At 50.9% G+C, this 17116-nt stretch carries 21 protein-coding genes; 20 read left to right on the top strand and 1 reads right to left on the bottom strand.

The window, feature by feature from the left end; genetic code table 11:
• The coding region (locus QLH52_RS14995) for a hypothetical protein (RefSeq protein WP_319962105.1) at positions 1–192 on the top strand (192 nt) is incomplete at its 5' end.
• Here QLH52_RS14995 and QLH52_RS14990 read toward each other — a convergent pair.
• Positions 187–663 (bottom strand): TlpA family protein disulfide reductase, encoded by a 477-nt coding sequence (locus QLH52_RS14990; RefSeq protein ID WP_033158325.1) that lies wholly within the window; start codon positions 661–663, stop codon positions 187–189. The genes QLH52_RS14995 and QLH52_RS14990 overlap by 6 nt on opposite strands.
• A 97-nt stretch (positions 664–760) precedes the next feature.
• On the opposite strand from QLH52_RS14990, the gene serA reads away from it, so the two are divergent.
• The 19 genes from serA (at position 761) to QLH52_RS14895 (ending at position 17113) form a co-directional block, all read left to right on the top strand.
• Entirely contained in the window at positions 761–2344 is a 1584-nt protein-coding gene (gene serA, locus QLH52_RS14985) for a phosphoglycerate dehydrogenase (protein ID WP_319962104.1), read from the top strand.
• Positions 2341–2982: an HAD-IB family phosphatase gene (locus QLH52_RS14980; RefSeq protein ID WP_319962103.1), complete on the top strand. Its 642-nt coding sequence runs from the start codon at positions 2341–2343 to the stop codon at positions 2980–2982. The genes serA and QLH52_RS14980 overlap by 4 nt, the downstream gene beginning before the upstream one ends.
• A 68-nt stretch (positions 2983–3050) precedes the next feature.
• Positions 3051–3803 (top strand): YebC/PmpR family DNA-binding transcriptional regulator, encoded by a 753-nt coding sequence (locus tag QLH52_RS14975; RefSeq protein WP_171694305.1) that lies wholly within the window; start codon positions 3051–3053, stop codon positions 3801–3803.
• 33 nt (positions 3804–3836) lie between these two features.
• Positions 3837–4334: a crossover junction endodeoxyribonuclease RuvC gene (ruvC, locus tag QLH52_RS14970; protein WP_033158328.1), complete on the top strand. Its 498-nt coding sequence runs from the start codon at positions 3837–3839 to the stop codon at positions 4332–4334.
• A complete protein-coding gene (gene ruvA / locus QLH52_RS14965; protein WP_319962102.1) occupies positions 4331–4933 on the top strand; it encodes a Holliday junction branch migration protein RuvA in 603 nt (200 codons plus the stop codon). Before ruvC ends, ruvA begins: the two co-directional genes overlap by 4 nt.
• A complete protein-coding gene (gene ruvB, locus QLH52_RS14960; protein WP_240348370.1) occupies positions 4933–5967 on the top strand; it encodes a Holliday junction branch migration DNA helicase RuvB in 1035 nt (344 codons plus the stop codon). The genes ruvA and ruvB overlap by 1 nt, the downstream gene beginning before the upstream one ends.
• A gap of 18 nt (positions 5968–5985) precedes the next feature.
• The gene (gene ybgC, locus QLH52_RS14955) at positions 5986–6381 is read left to right on the top strand and encodes a tol-pal system-associated acyl-CoA thioesterase (RefSeq protein ID WP_319962101.1); all 396 of its coding nucleotides are present in this window, start codon (positions 5986–5988) and stop codon (positions 6379–6381) included.
• Positions 6381–7058 (top strand): protein TolQ, encoded by a 678-nt coding sequence (gene tolQ / locus QLH52_RS14950; RefSeq protein ID WP_020483188.1) that lies wholly within the window; start codon positions 6381–6383, stop codon positions 7056–7058. The genes ybgC and tolQ overlap by 1 nt, the downstream gene beginning before the upstream one ends.
• 44 nt (positions 7059–7102) lie before the next feature.
• Positions 7103–7513 carry a protein TolR gene (tolR, locus tag QLH52_RS14945; RefSeq protein WP_225587463.1) on the top strand — a complete coding sequence of 137 codons (411 nt, stop codon included), beginning with the start codon at positions 7103–7105 and terminating at the stop codon, positions 7511–7513.
• An 8-nt stretch (positions 7514–7521) separates the two neighbouring features.
• The gene (tolA, locus tag QLH52_RS14940; protein ID WP_319962100.1) at positions 7522–9045 is read left to right on the top strand and encodes a cell envelope integrity protein TolA; all 1524 of its coding nucleotides are present in this window, start codon (positions 7522–7524) and stop codon (positions 9043–9045) included.
• 40 nt (positions 9046–9085) lie between these two features.
• A complete protein-coding gene (tolB, locus tag QLH52_RS14935; RefSeq protein WP_225893123.1) occupies positions 9086–10351 on the top strand; it encodes a Tol-Pal system beta propeller repeat protein TolB in 1266 nt (421 codons plus the stop codon).
• Between the two features lie 64 nt (positions 10352–10415).
• On the top strand, positions 10416–10982 hold the full coding sequence (pal, locus tag QLH52_RS14930; protein WP_205451255.1) for a peptidoglycan-associated lipoprotein Pal: 567 nt from the start codon (positions 10416–10418) through the stop codon (positions 10980–10982).
• Positions 10979–11839 (top strand): tol-pal system protein YbgF, encoded by an 861-nt coding sequence (gene ybgF / locus QLH52_RS14925; RefSeq protein ID WP_319962099.1) that lies wholly within the window; start codon positions 10979–10981, stop codon positions 11837–11839. The genes pal and ybgF overlap by 4 nt, the downstream gene beginning before the upstream one ends.
• A 12-nt stretch (positions 11840–11851) precedes the next feature.
• Complete coding sequence (queE, locus tag QLH52_RS14920) at positions 11852–12496, top strand: 7-carboxy-7-deazaguanine synthase QueE (protein ID WP_319962098.1); 645 nt, start codon at positions 11852–11854, stop codon at positions 12494–12496.
• A complete protein-coding gene (gene queC / locus QLH52_RS14915; protein ID WP_319962097.1) occupies positions 12486–13178 on the top strand; it encodes a 7-cyano-7-deazaguanine synthase QueC in 693 nt (230 codons plus the stop codon). Before queE ends, queC begins: the two co-directional genes overlap by 11 nt.
• A 100-nt stretch (positions 13179–13278) precedes the next feature.
• Positions 13279–13893: a hypothetical protein gene (locus tag QLH52_RS14910; RefSeq protein WP_033158338.1), complete on the top strand. Its 615-nt coding sequence runs from the start codon at positions 13279–13281 to the stop codon at positions 13891–13893.
• A 41-nt stretch (positions 13894–13934) separates the two neighbouring features.
• The gene (locus QLH52_RS14905; protein WP_171694310.1) at positions 13935–14663 is read left to right on the top strand and encodes an oxygen-binding di-iron domain-containing protein; all 729 of its coding nucleotides are present in this window, start codon (positions 13935–13937) and stop codon (positions 14661–14663) included.
• A gap of 105 nt (positions 14664–14768) precedes the next feature.
• On the top strand, positions 14769–16124 hold the full coding sequence (miaB, locus tag QLH52_RS14900; protein ID WP_051670296.1) for a tRNA (N6-isopentenyl adenosine(37)-C2)-methylthiotransferase MiaB: 1356 nt from the start codon (positions 14769–14771) through the stop codon (positions 16122–16124).
• Positions 16124–17113, top strand: a complete 990-nt coding sequence (locus tag QLH52_RS14895) for a PhoH family protein (protein WP_033158340.1) — start codon at positions 16124–16126, stop codon at positions 17111–17113. The genes miaB and QLH52_RS14895 overlap by 1 nt, the downstream gene beginning before the upstream one ends.
• The last annotated feature ends 3 nt before the right edge of the window (positions 17114–17116 follow it).

Raw genomic sequence — 17116 nt, 5'->3', positions numbered from 1 at the left:
GCCGATGATAGTGTGGCAGGTTGCCATGTGAAAGTAGGTCATCGCCAAGCTCTTAAACCAAAAGCCCTGCTTACCCATAGCAGGGCTTTTTTTTTGACCCAAAATCACCCCACTGCTGCTCCCTTCTCTTTTGCGGATTTACTGTTACCAGACAACACCTCTATAGCTAAATTACAAAGTAGTTTTCTATAATTGCGTCAGAAGTGTTTTTAAAGATGCTAAATCGAAAGCGCCGATTTTGTGCATGATGATCACGCCCTGTTTGTCTATTAAAAACATCGTTGGGGTCAATTGCACATCACCAAAAGCATGTACAAGACTACCATCTATATCAAGAGCAACTTGATAAGGAAGCTGACGTTCTTTGGCTAATGTTTGCACGCGGCTAGGCGGGTCGTATGGCATTGCCACAGCAATGATTTTCAGGCCTTGCTGATGCAATGCAATCAAATCCGGAATTTCCTCAAGACAGCTAGGGCAGTCGGTTGCCCAAAATGTTATCAATACGGGCTTGCCTTTCAGCTCGGCAATTGCCAGTCGTTCGCCTGTCAATGTTGTAAAAACGGCGTTGGGGGCGAAACTTTTAGTGTAAGTCAGCCACCAGGCGATTGCGCCAAGTAAACAGATCACCGATAGGACGCCAAGCGCCGATTTTATTCTCATAAGTAATAGACTTTGGTTGTTTGTCGGGAACGCGCATTACGGCGATTATAGCAAAGCTGCTAAAATGCCGGTTTTATCCAATAATCCAGTCATGGCGATGAAAAAGATACTGATTTCAGACAAGCTTGCGGAAGACGGCATTAATTTCTTGAATGTCCAGGACGGTATACAGATACATATCCAAACCGGCTTAAATGAAGACGAGTTGTGTGAGATTATTCCGGAGTTCGACGCCTTATTGATTCGCAGCGATACTCAGGTGACAGCTAAAGTTTTAAAAGCTGCGACTCGCCTGAAGGTGGTTGGGCGTGCCGGCATAGGGGTCGATAATGTTGACTTAAATGCCGCTACTGAACAAGGCGTTATCGTAATGAATACGCCTGATGCCAATGCCACCACGACCGCGGAACTCGCTATCGCGCATATGTTTTCCTTGAGTCGCAATCTACCGTTTGCCAATCAATCGGTCAGAGACGGCAAATGGGAGCGCTCTAAGTTGATGGGCGCCGAAATTGCTCATAAAACTCTGGCAGTGCTGGGTTTTGGTACTATCGGCCGGATAGTCGCGCAACGCGGCAACGGTTTGGGCATGCGCGTGATCGCTTATGATCCGTTTGTAGCGCCGGATGTTTTTGCCATACATGGCGCGGAAATGGTTGATTTGGAGGCTTTGGTTAAACAAGCCGACTATTTGACTCTGCATTGCCCTTTGCTGGAAAAAACCAAAAACATTATCGGCCGGGAACAATTGGCGATGATGAAAAAATCTGCACGGTTGATCAATTGCGCGCGCGGCGGCTTGGTTGACGAATCGGCATTATATGATGCTTTGAAAGACGGCCGGATCGCTGGCGCCGCGCTGGACGTTTATGAGCAAGAGCCCCCCAAGGATTCGCCATTGCTTACACTGGATAATGTGGTATTTACGCCGCATTTGGGCGCTTCGACCAAAGAAGCGCAAGTGGCGGTGAGTGTCGAAATTGCCCGCCAGGCGGTTAAATATTTGCAAACCGGCGAAGCTGTTAATGCTTTGAATCTCCCTAAGTTGTCGGCAGAAGAGCTATCCAAGGCTCAACCATTTATGAACCTTGCTAATATTCTCGGTAAGGTTTTAGTAGGGTTGATCGATCAACCGATTCAAAAATTGGAAGTTGCGGTTTATGGAAAGGCTGCTGAGGTAAAAATTCGGCCGATTTCCGCAGAGGCGATGGTCGGTTTGTTGGGGGGGCAGCTTTCCACGCCGGTTAACCGCGTCAATGTTGAGAACATTGCCAAACGCCAAGGTATAACGCTAATTGAGTCCCAGACCGAGGAATCGGAAGGCTATCAGTCTCTAATCAAAATTACCGGGCATTGCGCCGATAAGTCGGTATCTCTGGCGGGAACGTTGTTAGGAAATCAACATCCACGCTTGGTCAGTATCAATCATTTCGAAATTGAAGTGGTGCCGGAAGGCGCGTTACTGATCACTCGCCACGATGATAAGCCGGGCGTGATTGCGGCGATTAGCTCGATCTTGGGCGTTGCCAATATCAATATTACCCGCATGCAAGTCAGTATCGCCGACGAACATCAATTGGCGATGATGGTCATCAGCATCTCTGATCCCTTAAATGAGCAAGTATTGAAATCGGTTTGTGAGGTGCCTGCGGTGCACACAGCAAGGCAGATCGCGTTATGAGTTTTGAAGTTGTTTGTTTCGATTGCGACAGTACGCTGAGCCGGGTCGAAGGTATCGATGAATTGGCTAGGCGTAACGGTTTATTCGAACAGGTTGCGGCGTTAACCGATGCAGCCATGAACGGCGAATTGGCTCTTGAGGATGTCTACGCGAATCGATTGGATTTGATCAAACCCGACCAAGCCGCGATAGCCTGGCTCGCCGAGTTGTATATTGCTGAAATGGTTGACGGTGTCAGCGACACAATTAAAGCCCTGCAAGCCAATAATAAGCTGATCCACATCATAAGCGGCGGCTTGCGGCAGGCGATACTACCTTTGGCGGAACAACTGGGCATACCGGAAGCGCATGTGCATGCGGTTGATGTGCTGTTTGACGAAGACGGTAATTACCAGGATTTTGCCCGACACTCGCCGTTGGCCGTCAGTGGCGGCAAAGCCAGGATTTGTCGCCGACTGAGGATGCATCATTCGTCCTTGGTCATGATAGGCGATGGCAAGACCGATCTGGAAGCTAAATTGGCCGGTGCCTATATGATCGGTTTCGGCGGTGTAGTCCGCAGGCCGTTGGTGGAAGAGCAAGCGGATAGCTACGTCTCGGATGCTTCGTTAGCGGCTATATTGCCGCTAGTATTGTAAGCAAGGGTCGATAAGCCGGCGGGACGATGGTAAAATTTCCAAATTTTTAGCAGATTCAGAGAGATAGAATGGCTGGGCATAGTAAGTGGGCTAACATCAAGCATCGCAAAGGCGCGCAGGACGCAAAACGCGGCAAGATTTTTACCAAACTGATTCGCGAGATTACCGTGGCCGCAAAAGGATCGGGTGGCGGTGATCCCGCCAATAATCCGAGTTTGCGTACCGCTATTGATAAAGCGCTTGGTGCTAACATGAAGCGCGATACCATCGACAACACCATCAAAAAGGCCATCGGCGCGGTCGATGGCGTGGTTTACGAAGAGGTGCGTTACGAAGGTTATGGTCCTGGCGGCACGGCGGTGATGGTGAATTGCTTGACCGATAATCGCAATCGTACCGTCGCCGATGTCAGGCACGCCTTCTCTAAGGCTGGCGGCAACTTGGGCACGGACGGTTCGGTGGCTTATATGTTTCGCAAGGTCGGTATTATCAGCTTCGCCAATGGTGTTGATGAAGACGCAGTGATGGAAGCCGCGATGGAGGCCGGTGCCGAGGATGTGGTCACCAACGACGATGGTTCTATCGACGTGTTTACCACCCCTGAAGACTATATGACCGTCAAGGAAGCGATGCTTGCTGCGGGCTTCGAGCCGGAAAACGCCGAAGTGACGATGCATGCCGACGTTAAGACTGAATTGGATAGCGAATCCGCCGAAAAAATGCTGAAGCTGATCGACCGTTTGGAAGATCTGGACGATGTACAGGACGTTTACTCTAATGCCGACATCAGCGATGACATCATGACGGCGCTCGATGCCTAATCACACCGCAAAATTACTCGCACCAATACACTGTTGACCAGAATTTTAGGTATAGATCCCGGCTCGCGCATCACCGGATACGGTGTGGTGGAGTCGACATCGCGCGGTATTCGCTACGTAGCGAGCGGCTGCATTCGTATCAAATCCGACGAGTTTCCCGAACGCTTGAAGCAGATTTTTGATGGTGTTAGCCAGGTGATTGAGTTGTACCGTCCTGAGCAAATGGCCATCGAGCAAGTGTTTATGCATAAGAATGCCGATTCGGCTTTGAAGCTGGGCCAGGCTCGGGGTGCGGCTATTTGCGCCACCTTAAATCGAGATCTGCCGGTTTTCGAATATGCGGCTAGGCAAGTGAAACAGGCCTTGGTAGGCAAGGGCAATGCCGATAAGCAGCAAGTGCAGCATATGGTGAAAATTTTGTTGAGCATTCAAGGCGACATGCAGATCGATGCTAGCGATGCATTGGCGATTGGCCTTTGTCATAGCCACTATCAGGAGACCGCGATGCGTTTGCAGAAGGCGATTTCATGATTGGTTTTTTATGCGGTAAATTGATTTACAAAGCCCCGCCGCAATTGTTGTTGGATGTACACGGTGTCGGCTATGAAATTGAAGCGCCGATGAATACCTTTTACGACCTGCCGGCATTGGGTGAAGAAGTTAAGCTGCATACCCATCTGGTGGTACGCGAGGATGCGCATATCCTGTTCGGTTTTGCCACGGAAAGCGAACGCATGCTGTTCAGAACTCTGATCAAAGTCAATGGCGTCGGCCCCAAGCTGGCGTTGACTGTTCTGTCCGGGCAAAGTACCGAAGAATTCTATCGTTGCGTCCATGATAACGATGTAAAAGGTTTGGTGCGCTTGCCGGGCGTCGGCCAAAAAACCGCCGAACGCTTGATTATCGAAATGCGCGGTCGTTTGCCGGAACTAAACAAACTATCGGCAGCTAGTGATCGACCAAGTTCGCTTCCCGGTTCGGCAGCAAGTCCCAAGCAAGAAGCGATTAGCGCGTTGTGTGCTTTGGGTTATAAGCCAGCGGACGCGGCGCGGATGGTGCAAGCGGTGGCCACGGAAGATAAAAGCTGCGAGGACATTATTCGTCTGGCGCTGCGCGGTGCGGTTAAATGATCGAAAGTGACAGATTGGTTACTGCGCACGGTAATAATGACGAAGAGCGAGTGGACCGAGCCATTCGCCCCAAGCGCCTGAAAGACTATGTCGGGCAAAAAGAACTCCGCGAGCAGATGGAAATTTTTATCCAGGCGGCGGTAACGCGCTCTGAAGCGTTGGATCATGTGTTGATTTTCGGCCCACCGGGTTTGGGGAAAACCACGCTGGCCAACATTGTGGCTGCTGAGATGAATGTCAACATTCGCCAAACCTCTGGTCCGGTGCTGGATAAAGCTGGTGACTTGGCCGCTTTGTTGACCAATCTGCAAGCCCATGATGTGTTATTCATCGACGAAATCCATAGGCTCAGCCCGGCGGTGGAAGAGGTGCTGTATCCGGCTATGGAAGACTACCAAATTGATATTATAATAGGCGAAGGCCCGGCAGCCCGCTCGATTAAGCTGGATTTGCCGCCATTTACGCTGATAGGCGCGACGACCCGAGCCGGTTTGTTGACATCGCCTTTACGCGACCGTTTCGGTATCGTCCAACGCCTTGAGTTTTACACCGTTGAGGAACTGGCCAGTATCGTCAGTCGCTCCGCAAAACTATTGAATATCGGCATGGATGGCGGCGGTGCCGACGAGATCGCCTGCCGTTCGCGAGGCACGCCGCGCATCGCCAACCGACTCTTACGTAGAGTGCGCGATTTTGCCGAAGTCAAAGGCAACGGCACGGTGACTCGTGAGATTGCCAAACAAGCCTTGGATATGCTGAAAATAGACCAGCAAGGCTTCGACATGCTGGACCGGAAATTGTTGACCGCCATGATAGAACATTTTCAAGGCGGTCCGGTTGGGCTGGATACGCTGGCTGCGGTAATCAGCGAGGAACGTGGCACGGTTGAAGACGTGTTGGAACCTTATTTACTGCAGCAGGGTTTTATTATGCGCACCCCCAGGGGGCGAGTGGTCACGCATAAGGCATACAGTCATTTTGGCCTGCCCGCACCCAGGCAGCAGATCGGTAGCGATGACATCTTTGATATTTAATAATTCGTTAAGAGACGAATGAAAGAATTTAACTGGCCGGTACGAGTATATTACGAAGATACCGATGCGGGCGGCGTAGTGTTTTACGCGAATTATTTGAAGTTTTTTGAACGGGCCAGAACCGAAATGCTGCGTAGTGTAGGTTTTGAGCAGGATAATCTTCTAGCCGAACAAAATCTGATTTTTGTAGCCCGTTCCGTGAAAGTAGACTATTTAAAACCTGCCCGCTTCAACGAACTGTTGGACGTTAGTGCAAAAGTTATAGAGTACAAAAAAACTAATTTTACCTTTGAACAAGCGATCACTCGGCAACAAGATACTTTATGCACGGGTGAAATCCGGATTGCCTGTCTTGATGCGCAAAGCATGAAGCCCAAACTTATTCCCTCTGCTATTTTGGAACATTTAAACTAATGAATACCGATTTATCCATCCTGACGCTGGTCAAAGAAGCCAGTATCGTCGTGCAGTTTGTTATGTTCATTCTGTTATCGGCATCGGTTGCGTCCTGGACCTTCATCTTCTCCAAACGGAAAGAATTGAAACAGGCCATAGCCATTACCGACGATTTCGAAGAGGAGTTTTGGTCTGGTGTCGGTTTGGCCGAGTTGTATAAAAAGATGTCCAGTGATCGGTTCGAGCCGGAAGGTATTGAAAAAATCTTTCTAGCGGGTTATCGCGAGTTTGCGCGGATGCGCCAGAAAGGCGATGTCGAACCCTCTGTCCAGGTCGAAAGTGCGCAACGGGCCATGCGTATCGAATTGTCCCGCGAGTTGGATAGGTTGGACGAGACTTTGCCGTTTTTGGCGACAGTCGGTTCGACCAGTCCGTATATCGGTCTGTTTGGCACTGTCTGGGGCATCATGAACTCGTTCCGCGCTTTGGGCGAAATTAAAAATGCTACCTTGGCGAATGTCGCTCCAGGTATTTCAGAAGCGTTAATTGCCACCGCGATTGGTTTGTTCGCGGCGATTCCAGCGGTAATTGCCTATAACCGCTTCTCTACCCGTTTGGATCGCTTGGCCGGCCGTTACGAGTTATTCGTCGACGAGTTCGTGGTATTACTGCAAAGACAGGCGCACAGCAAATGAATGTAGGCGGCAGCAATCGCAGATCGCGAAAAAAACGCGGGGTAATGGCTGAAATCAACGTCGTCCCCTATATCGACGTTACTTTTGTGCTGTTGATGATATTCATGATCACCGCGCCGCTGGTGCAAACCGGCGTCGATGTCGAATTGCCGCAAGCCGAGGCCGAGTCGGTGGATCTACAAGACCAGGTGCCGGTGATCGTGTCGATCAAGAAGGATGGCAGTTTATACGTCGATATTGGCAACGGCGATGAAGAAGCTGATACGCCTGTCGATGTCGACACGGTTAAAACCAGAGTCGCGGCGGTATTCAGAAATAATCCCAAGGCCCAGCTTTACGTGCGCGGCGACCATGAAGTAGATTACGGCAGCATCGTCAAAGTGATGGTGGAACTGAAGAAAACTGGTGCCCCCAAAGTGGGCTTGATGACCGCGCCGCCGCCAGACAGCAAATAAACACCACCATGAAAAGTTTTAAACCTTCGCTCGCGCAGGCGATAGCGCTACATATTCTGATTGTGTTGTTGTTCAGTTTCAGTTTTCTCACCGAGACTGACGACGCGCAAATGTCGCCGCCCGCGGACATTATTGAAGCGACTGTATTGGACGGTGCGGAAATCGATGCGGAAGCCGAGCGCTTAAAGCAGAACGAAACAAACAAGCAACAAGCCGAGAAACAGCATCAAGAGCAACTGGAAAACGCCAGAAAAGCCGAAGAGCAGTTGTTGCAGCAAGCTAAAAAGCAACGTGTGCTGGAAGAGCAAAAAATTCAGGAAGCCGCCGAAAAGCGCAAGCAGGAAGCATTAGAAGAAAAGAAGATGCAGGAACAGCTCGCTGCGAAGCGTAAGGAAGAGGAAAAAAAGTTAGAGGAGGCCAAGGAACGGCAAGCTCTCGAACAGAAAAAAGCCAAGGAAGCCGCGGAAAAGCAGAAACAGGCCGAACTGGACAAACAAAAGGAAGTCGCGGAAAAACAGAAACAAGCCGAACTGGAAAAACAGAAGGAGTTGGCGGAAAAACAAAGGGAAGTAGAGAAACAGAAATTGCTGGAAAAGCAAAAACAACAGGAAATGGAACGCGAAGCCAAGTTGAAGGAACAAAAACTGGCGGAAGCGGCGCGAGAGAAACAGCAGCAGGAAGCGGAAATCAAAAAGCTGGAGCAGGAAAAGAAGTTACAGGAACAAAAAGCCCTGGAACAGCAAAAGAAACTGCAGGAGCAAAAGAGCGAAGAAGCCAAGCGTCAGGAACAAGCAAAGCAAGCGGAAGCCAAGGCAAAGGCGGAAAAGGAAAAGCAATTAGCTGACGAGAAAGCCAAGGCCGAGAAGGAGAAACAGGCGGCGCTTAATGCGGAAAAAGCCAAGCAAGCTGCAGAAGCCGAGGCCAGGGCCAAAGCCGAAAAGGATAAACAACTAGCCGCCGAAAAAGCGGAGAAGGAACGCCAAGCCAAAATAGCGGCGGAAAAAGCTGAAAAGGAACGCATGGCTGCCGAAGCGGAAGCCAAAGCCAAGGCTGAAAAAGAACGTCAGGCCAAACTGGCCGCAGAAAAAGCTGAGAAGGCCGAAAAAGAAAGGCTCGCAGCGGAAGCCGCAGCAAAAGCCAAGGCCGAACAGGAACGCCAAGCTGCGATAGCGGCGGCTGAAAAAGCGGAAAAAGAACGGCAGGCTGCGGAAGCAGCCGCGGCGGCTGCGGCAAAAGCGGCATCGGATAAACAGGCTGTTGATTCTGCCAAACAGATGATTGCGCGCAAAGTCGAAGGCGCCTGGACGCGGCCGATCAACGCAACGCAAGGCTTGAGATGCACAATTCAGGTAAAATTGTTGGCTAGTGGTGATGTGATGGACGCTGTGGTAATTGGTAGTAGTGGTGATCCGATTTTTGATCGTTCGGCGGAGAATGCAGTGAGAAAAGCCTCGCCTTTGCCGGTACCACAAGATAGAAATTTATTTAATCAGGAATTTAGAGTTTTCACCTTTGTGTTTAAACCGGAATAATCAGTAAAACGGAAACGAGAGAATGATGTTAATCACAAGAATGTTAGTCGGCGGCATTTTGGCTGGGATGTTTACAGTGGCGCAGGCGGCCGGTTTAACCATAGAAATTACCAAAGGTTCGCAAACTGCGGTGCCTATCGCCATCGTGCCGTTTGCTCAACAAGGTTCTATCGGCAATGTTAAATTGTCCGATGTGATCAGTTCTGATTTGGGTGGCAGCGGGTTTTTCAAAACCTTGTCCGAAGACGATATGCTGACCAAGCCCAGCGAACCCGAGCGGGTTAATTTCAAGGATTGGCAGGTACTAGGCCAAGACTATATGGCGATAGGCCAAGTGGTCGGTAATGGTGGCAGCTACAACATCCAGTTTCATTTGTTTAATGTGCATAACGGCCAGTTATTGATGGGTTACCGTTTGACGGCCGGCGCTAACGAATTGCGTCGTGCCGCGCATCACATCAGTGATCTGATTTACGAAAAACTGACCGGCCGCAAAGGCGCATTCAATACCCGGATTGCTTATGTCACCAGCGTGCGCCGCGGCAATGGCAAGCAGTTCATGCTGCAAGTGGCCGATGCCGATGGTTATAACCCCCGGACTATTGCCGAATCTCCGGAACCTATTATGGCGCCGGCTTGGTCGCCTGACGGCAGCAAAATCGCTTATGTATCCTTCCACACCAAACGTTCGGAAATCTGGGTGCAGACTTTGGCGACGGGACAACGTGAAAGCGTTTCCTCTTATCCGGGCATCAACGGTGCGCCGGCTTTTTCACCGGACGGTAGTCGTCTGGCGGTTACGCTTTCTAAGGACGGCAGTCCCGATATTTACGTTTTGAACTTGGGTAGCCGCTCTTTGACGCGCTTGACCAACAGTTTATCTATCGATACCGAACCGACCTGGTCGCCGGATGGCAGCTCTATCTTGTTTACGTCTGATCAAGGCGGCAAACCGCAGCTTTATTTGATGCCAGCTTCGGGGGGCAAAGCTAGCCGGGTTACATTCCAAGGCGACTATAACGCCAGAGGCCGTTTTTCCGCCGATGGCAGAAGCCTGGCGATGGTAACGGGTAGTGGCGGTGGCTATAAGATTGCGGTTATGGACATGGCCTCGCGCACTGTGAACGTGCTAACCGAGGGTAATCTTGACGAATCGCCCAGTTTTGCGCCTAATGGCAGCATGGTCTTGTTTGCCGCGAATCGCGGCGGCCGGTCGGCCTTATCGGTGGTATCCACCGATGGCGCGATGCAACAGAAATTGGCATTCGAGAGTGGCGAGGTCCGTGAACCGGCCTGGGCACCTTGATTGCAAGCGCGATAGCCCTCACACTATCGCTACCTGAGTTTTAATTAATATTTGGAGAAAATTGATGAGATTTAACAAAACCTATTTGGCTTTGGCCATGACTGCGATTTTGGTAACAACAGGCTGTAGCTCAACCGAAGAAGAAGGTTTGGCCGATTCTACCCAAGGAACTGATGCGTCTACCAGCGGTTACAATGACGGTTCCATGTCCGGCAGCCAATTTGGTTCAGGCAATGGCAGCAGCTTTGGTTCCGGTTCCGGCGCGAATCTGGGGCCTGAGTTTAGCGACCCTAACAATCCATTGTCCAAACAAGTGATTTATTTTGAATTGGATAGCAGCCAAGTCAAACAAGATTACGTGCCGGTGGTAGCAGCGCATGCCCGTTATTTGGCTTCTCACCCTAACCAACACGTGATTCTATCCGGCCATGCCGACGAGCGCGGTTCTAGTGAGTACAACATCGCACTCGGTGAGCAACGGGCAAAATCCGTGGAAAGAATGATGCGTTCGCAAGGCGTTACCGCAAGCCAATTGGAAGTGGTGAGCTACGGTGAAGAAAAGCCCGCTGTTTCCGGTCATGACGAGTCAGCGTGGCAACAAAATCGCCGCGTGGAAGTTGGCTATCAATGAGTAAGCGTGCACTTCTGATACTGACGCTTGGCTCCGGTCTAAGCGCCGGAGCTGTTGCTGCGCCTAACGGTGCGGGTTACCCGGCTGGGAATGCTTATGCGCAGCCGGCCGCCACTGACAATGCTATTTTTGAGGTATTGGGCAGATTGGAGCAGTTACAGTCGGAAGTGCAACAATTGCGCGGCATGGTCGAGGAGCAATCCCAGACCATCGCCGACTTGCAAAGAAAACAAAGCAATATGTACTCCGATCTGGATGATCGGGTGCAGGCGCTTACCGCAGGTGGGCAAACGCCGCCAAGTCAAACGCCAGCTCCAGCTCCTGCCGATACGGCTGCCACTGGACAAGTGCCGGTTATTGCTGCTCAACCCGCTGCGGCGACGGCCCCGGCTACACCAACTCCGGCACCCGTTGCAACTGCGACCCCTGCTCCGGCTGCGCCCGTTGTGGACAATAAGCCGACCACGACAGCGGCACAAGGCAACGAAAAGGAAAGGTATCAATCGGCTTACGACACTTTACGCAATGGCCATAATGCCCAAGCCATCAAAATGTTTCAGGAGCTGCTGAAGGATTTTCCGGCCGGCGAGTTTGCCGACAATTCTCAGTACTGGTTGGCGGAAGCGTATAAGATCAACCGCGAGTTCGACGCGGCGCGCGCCGCATTCAATAAAGTGGTTAGTCAATATCCCAATAGCTCGAAAGTCCCTGATGCCTTGCTGAAACTAGGCTATATCGAATTCGATCTGCAAAACACCGCAAAAGCTCGCGATTATCTGACGCGAGTGACGACCAGCTATCCAGGCACGACTGCCGCACATTTGGCGGAAAAAAAGCTGGCGCAAATGCCGCAATAAATTGGCGTTGGGATGGAGCAAACGCTACGTATTACCGAAATATTCTATTCCCTGCAGGGTGAAGCGAATACGGTGGGTTTGCCCACCGTCTTTATTCGTTTGACCGGTTGCCCATTGCGCTGTTCCTATTGCGATACTGCTTATGCGTTTACTGGCGGCGAAAAACTCAGCATCGACGAGATTCTCCTGCAAGTTGGCCGTTACAACACCCGCTATGTGACGGTGACTGGCGGCGAACCTTTGGCACAACCGGGCTGCAATCCTTTAATGGTTAGACTGCTCGATGCTGGTTATCAGGTTTCGCTGGAAACCAGCGGAGCCTTGGATGTGTCGATGGTTGACAGCCGCGTCAGTAAAGTCATGGATTTGAAGACGCCGAGTTCCGGAGAGCTTGAGCGCAATCGATATGACAATATCCAGTATTTAACCTCCCACGATCAAGTCAAATTCGTGATTGCCGATGCGGCCGATTACCAATGGGCCAAGCAGCAACTTGAGCTGTATCGCTTAGCTGAACATTGCCAGGTACTGTTCTCCCCGGTGATGGATGTGATGTCGCCGACCGAGCTGGCTGAGCGTATTTTGGCCGACCAACTGCAGGTTCGGTTTCAAATTCAATTACATAAATTTCTTTGGAACGACGCGCGTGGAAAATAATAGCAGCTCCAGGCCGGCCATCATTTTATTGTCCGGCGGTCTGGATTCTATAACGGTCTTGGCACTTGCCAAGCAACAAGGGTTTACTTGCTACGCTTTGAGTTTCGATTACGGCCAGCGCCATAATGCCGAATTGGAAGCATCGAGGAGAATTGCACAGCACTATCAGGTAGCCGATCATAAAATTATCAACCTCGGTTTGAGCGCAATCGGCGGTTCCGCGTTGACAGACGCCCGGATCGACGTGCCGACTTCGCCGCAAGCCGGCATTCCGGTGACTTATGTGCCGGCCAGAAATACTATATTTCTGGCGTTTGCCTTGGGTTGGGCGGAAGTGGTGAACGCTCACGATGTGTTCATCGGCGTAAACGCCGTCGATTATTCCGGTTACCCCGATTGTCGGCCGGAATTTATCAAAGCTTTTCAGGATATGGCCAACCTGGGCACCAAGGCGGGAGTGGAAGGTCATAAAATTCAAATTCACACACCGCTGATAGCCCTGAGCAAAGCCGAGATTATTCAAAAAGGCTTGGAGCTGGGCGTCAATTATGCTGATACGGTTTCCTGTTATTCAGCGGATATCAAAGGCAGAGCCTGCGGTGTGTGCGATGCCTGCAGATTGCGCGCGGCCGGTTTCCAAAATCTGGGTGTGACCGATCCAACTCATTATCGACCTAAATAACCGGGGTTGACGCGCATTTATTGGAAACTCAAATAGCACGGGGATTTATTTGTCGGCTAAGCTATAAATAAATTTATCGTCGATCTGAGGGTCTTTCAGTATGCAAGTCAATCAAACCAAGTCCCAATTTGTCGCCGTGGCTTCCATAGCCGCCGAATTGAGCGCGGTGATGGAAGTGGCCAAGGAAATTTCTCTCGCGGCAGCCAATGCCAAAGCGATTGCTTTCCGCGCCGGTGAAAAGGCCAAGGGCTTCCAACCCATCACGGACTTCATAAACGAATTGGCTAAGGATACGATCGAATTGGTCAATAACATCAACGAATACGCATTCCATCTTTATCGTCTGACAGTCAATGAACAGCGCATGACCGAAGCATGCAGACGCTTCGAGAAAGTGGGGCAGTTGGCTGTCGGAGCCAGATATGCCGACTCCTTAGCCACCCCATTGCAGGAAGTCAGGTTAAGAACGCAGATTTGTCATCGAGAGTTTATTATCCAGGTTTCGGAATTACTGATTAAGTTGGCGGATGTGATGCATCCGGCCAGGGCGGCGCGGGTGATTGCTGCCAACTCCCGGATAGAAGCGTCGCAAGCGGGAGAGTATCTGCAAAGTCTGCAAGCGGTCGCTGAAAGCGTCGATAACGCCGCGCAAATAATCAACGACAAAGTACATAAATGCCGGAGTGCATTGACGATTATAAACGTCGCCGAATAGCGCACCCATCAAACCCAGTATGGCCAAGAGGTACAGTTAGCATGAGAATGACCAAAATTTATGAGGGCGCTTATCAATGGATAATGTTTGGCCGCGACGCACACAAGCCCGAGAAAATTATTGATACCAACCAATATATGGTAAGGACGGCCAATCGCTGCCTTTTGATCGATCCCGGCGGCATAGAGCTGTTTGCGCCAATGCTGGCGGCGGTATTACACCATGCGCCGGTCGAGGAAATTACTGATTTGTTCGCCTCGCATCAAGATCCGGACATCATTTCATCTTTGGGTTTATGGGATCAAGCGCTGCCCAATGCCAAGCTGCATGCCTCAGCATTATGGGAAGGTTTTTTAAGGCACTTCGGCTGCGAAACTATCGAATATGTACCGATTCCCGACCATGGCGGAGTCATCAATCTCGGTACTACCGAATTGCAGATTGTTCCCGCTCACTATCTGCATGCCTCCGCTAATTTCCATATTTATGATCCACACGCCAAAATCCTGATGTCCGGCGATGTCGGTGCAGCCTTGGAAGCGCCTGGAACGCCCGTCTTTGTGGACAACTTCGATATGCACGTCGATAAAATGCGTTTTTTCCATCAGCGTTGGATGCCCTCTAATCAAGCTAAGCGCGCCTGGATTGATCGGGTCAGGAAGTTGGATATCGACATACTGGCCCCGCAACATGGTCGGATGTTCAAAGGCGATGATGTGAAGCGTTTTCTGGATTGGTTCGAGGCCCTACAAGTGGGGATTGCCGTATAAAACAAGCATTTGCCGAAAATTGGGTTTATAATCCGGCCATTACGAGCCCCCGTCGCGAGACGGGGGTTTTTTGTTAGTGAGAGTAGTTGAGGTATCTCATCAAGCATGGCGCAAAAACTTTATATACAGACTAACGGCTGTCAAATGAACGAATACGATTCCGATAAGATGCGGGACGTATTGATCGCATCGCACGGCATGGAATTGACCGACATTCCGGAACAAGCCGATGTGCTGCTGCTAAACACTTGTTCGATCCGCGAAAAAGCTCAGGAAAAGGTATTTTCCGCCGTGGGGCGCTGGAAAAAAATCAAAGATAAACGTCCCGGTGTGATTATTGGTGTTGGTGGCTGCGTAGCCAGCCAGGAAGGTGCGGCCCTGCAAAAGCGCGCGCCGTATGTAGACATTGTGTTTGGTCCGCAAACCCTGCACCGCTTGCCTGAGTTGTTAAACCAAGCACGTAGCGGCGGTAAACATGTCGTAGATATTTCTTTTCCCGAAATCGAAAAATTCGATAATTTACCGGAACCGCGTGCGGAAGGCCCCAAGGCCTATGTATCGGTGATGGAAGGGTGCAGTAAGTACTGTACCTATTGTGTCGTGCCGTACACTCGCGGTGAAGAAGTCAGCCGGCCGCTGAACGATGTGATTGCTGAAATCGAAACGCTGGCTAGACAAGGTGTGCGCGAGATCAATCTGCTCGGCCAAAACGTTAATGCTTATCGCGGCGCGATGGAAGACGGCGATGTGGCTAGTTTTGCGCTGTTGTTGCATTGCGTTGCCGCTGTCGATGGTATAGACCGTATTCGTTTCACTACATCGCATCCTTTAGAATTCACTGACGATATTATCGAAGCGTTTGCCGAGATTCCGCAGCTGGTCAATCACTTGCATTTGCCCGTGCAGAGCGGCAGCAACCGCATTTTGGCGGAAATGAAGCGTGGTCATAGGCGCGAAGATTATCTGGAAATCATGCGCAAGATGAAAGCGGTGCGGCCAGGCATCAGTTTGTCGTCGGATTTTATCGTCGGCTTTCCCGGTGAAACCGAAGAAGATTTTGAAGATACCATGGCCTTGATCGAGGAAGTCGGTTACGACCTGTCTTACAGTTTTATCTTCAGTGCCAGACCGGGCACGCCGGCGGCCAACTTTGCCGACGATGTCAGCATGGCTGTTAAGGAGCAACGCTTGAAACGCTTGAAAGACCGCCTGAACGAAATGTTCATGGCTATTTCGGAGTCGATGATCGGTAGCGTGCAAAGTGTGTTGGTGGAGGGCATCTCCAAGAAAAACCCGTTGCATCTAACCGGGCGGACCGAAAATAACCGCGCCGTCAATTTTGCCGGGCATCCGCGCTTGATCGGGCAGTTCGTCGACGTGTATATTGCCGAAGCCTTGCCCAATTCGTTACGGGGTCGCCTGGTGGAATCGTCCATCGAAAAAATCCAGCAGACCGCCTAGTGTTGAACGCCAGCCTTTTTTCGCAAGAAATTACCCTGTTACCCGCCGATGCGCAACGCCTGTCCAATTTTTGCGGACAGTTGGATGCGCATATCCGCCAAATCGAGCAACGCTTACAGGTGGAGATCGCCAATCGCAGCAATCATTTCAAGGTCACGGGTGTCGATGCTGCGGTCAAAGCGGCTTGTGCGGTGATTCAGAAATTGTTCGAATTGACCGAGCGGGAAGAAATCACTCCGGAGCAAGTGCATTTGAGTTTGCAGGATGCCAGTATCGACCAGTTACTACAGGCTGCGCCGAGCGTGAAATCGGAGCCGGTGGCGATTAAAACCAAGCGCGGTGTAATCAAGGGTCGCGGTTTTAATCAGCAGGACTATTTGCGCAAGATCATTTCGCATGACATTAATTTCGGTGTCGGTCCCGCGGGTACCGGTAAAACCTATCTGGCGGTCGCGTGTGCGGTTGATGCGTTGCAAAATGAGACCGTGCGGCGGATTATTTTGGTACGGCCGGCGGTGGAAGCGGGCGAGAAGTTAGGTTTCCTCCCAGGCGATATGGCGCAGAAAGTCGACCCCTATTTGCGGCCCTTGTACGATGCGCTATACGACATGTTGGGTTTCGAGCGCGTCGAAAAATTGCTGGAAAAAAATGTCATCGAAGTGGCGCCCTTAGCCTTCATGCGCGGTAGAACCTTGAACGACTCGTTTATTATTCTGGATGAGGCGCAAAACACGACGGTGGAACAAATCAAGATGTTTTTGACCCGGATCGGTTTCGGTTCCACTGCCGTCATTACCGGCGATGTTACGCAAATCGATTTGCCCAACGAAAAAATGTCCGGTCTGAAACATGTGTTGAAAGTGTTGAAGGATGTGGACGGTATCAGTTTTACCTTTTTCGGCGTGCGCGACGTGGTTCGGCATCCGTTGGTGCAGCGCATCGTCGCCGCCTACGAGCATTACGAAAAAGAGCACATGCCGTCGGCGTAGTCT

Source organism: Methylomonas defluvii (genome assembly GCF_033949435.1).
In the GTDB taxonomy this organism is placed as follows: domain Bacteria; phylum Pseudomonadota; class Gammaproteobacteria; order Methylococcales; family Methylomonadaceae; genus Methylomonas; species Methylomonas defluvii.
Note: the sequence above shows the minus strand (reverse complement) of the source record. Positions and strands in the feature narration are given on the sequence as shown.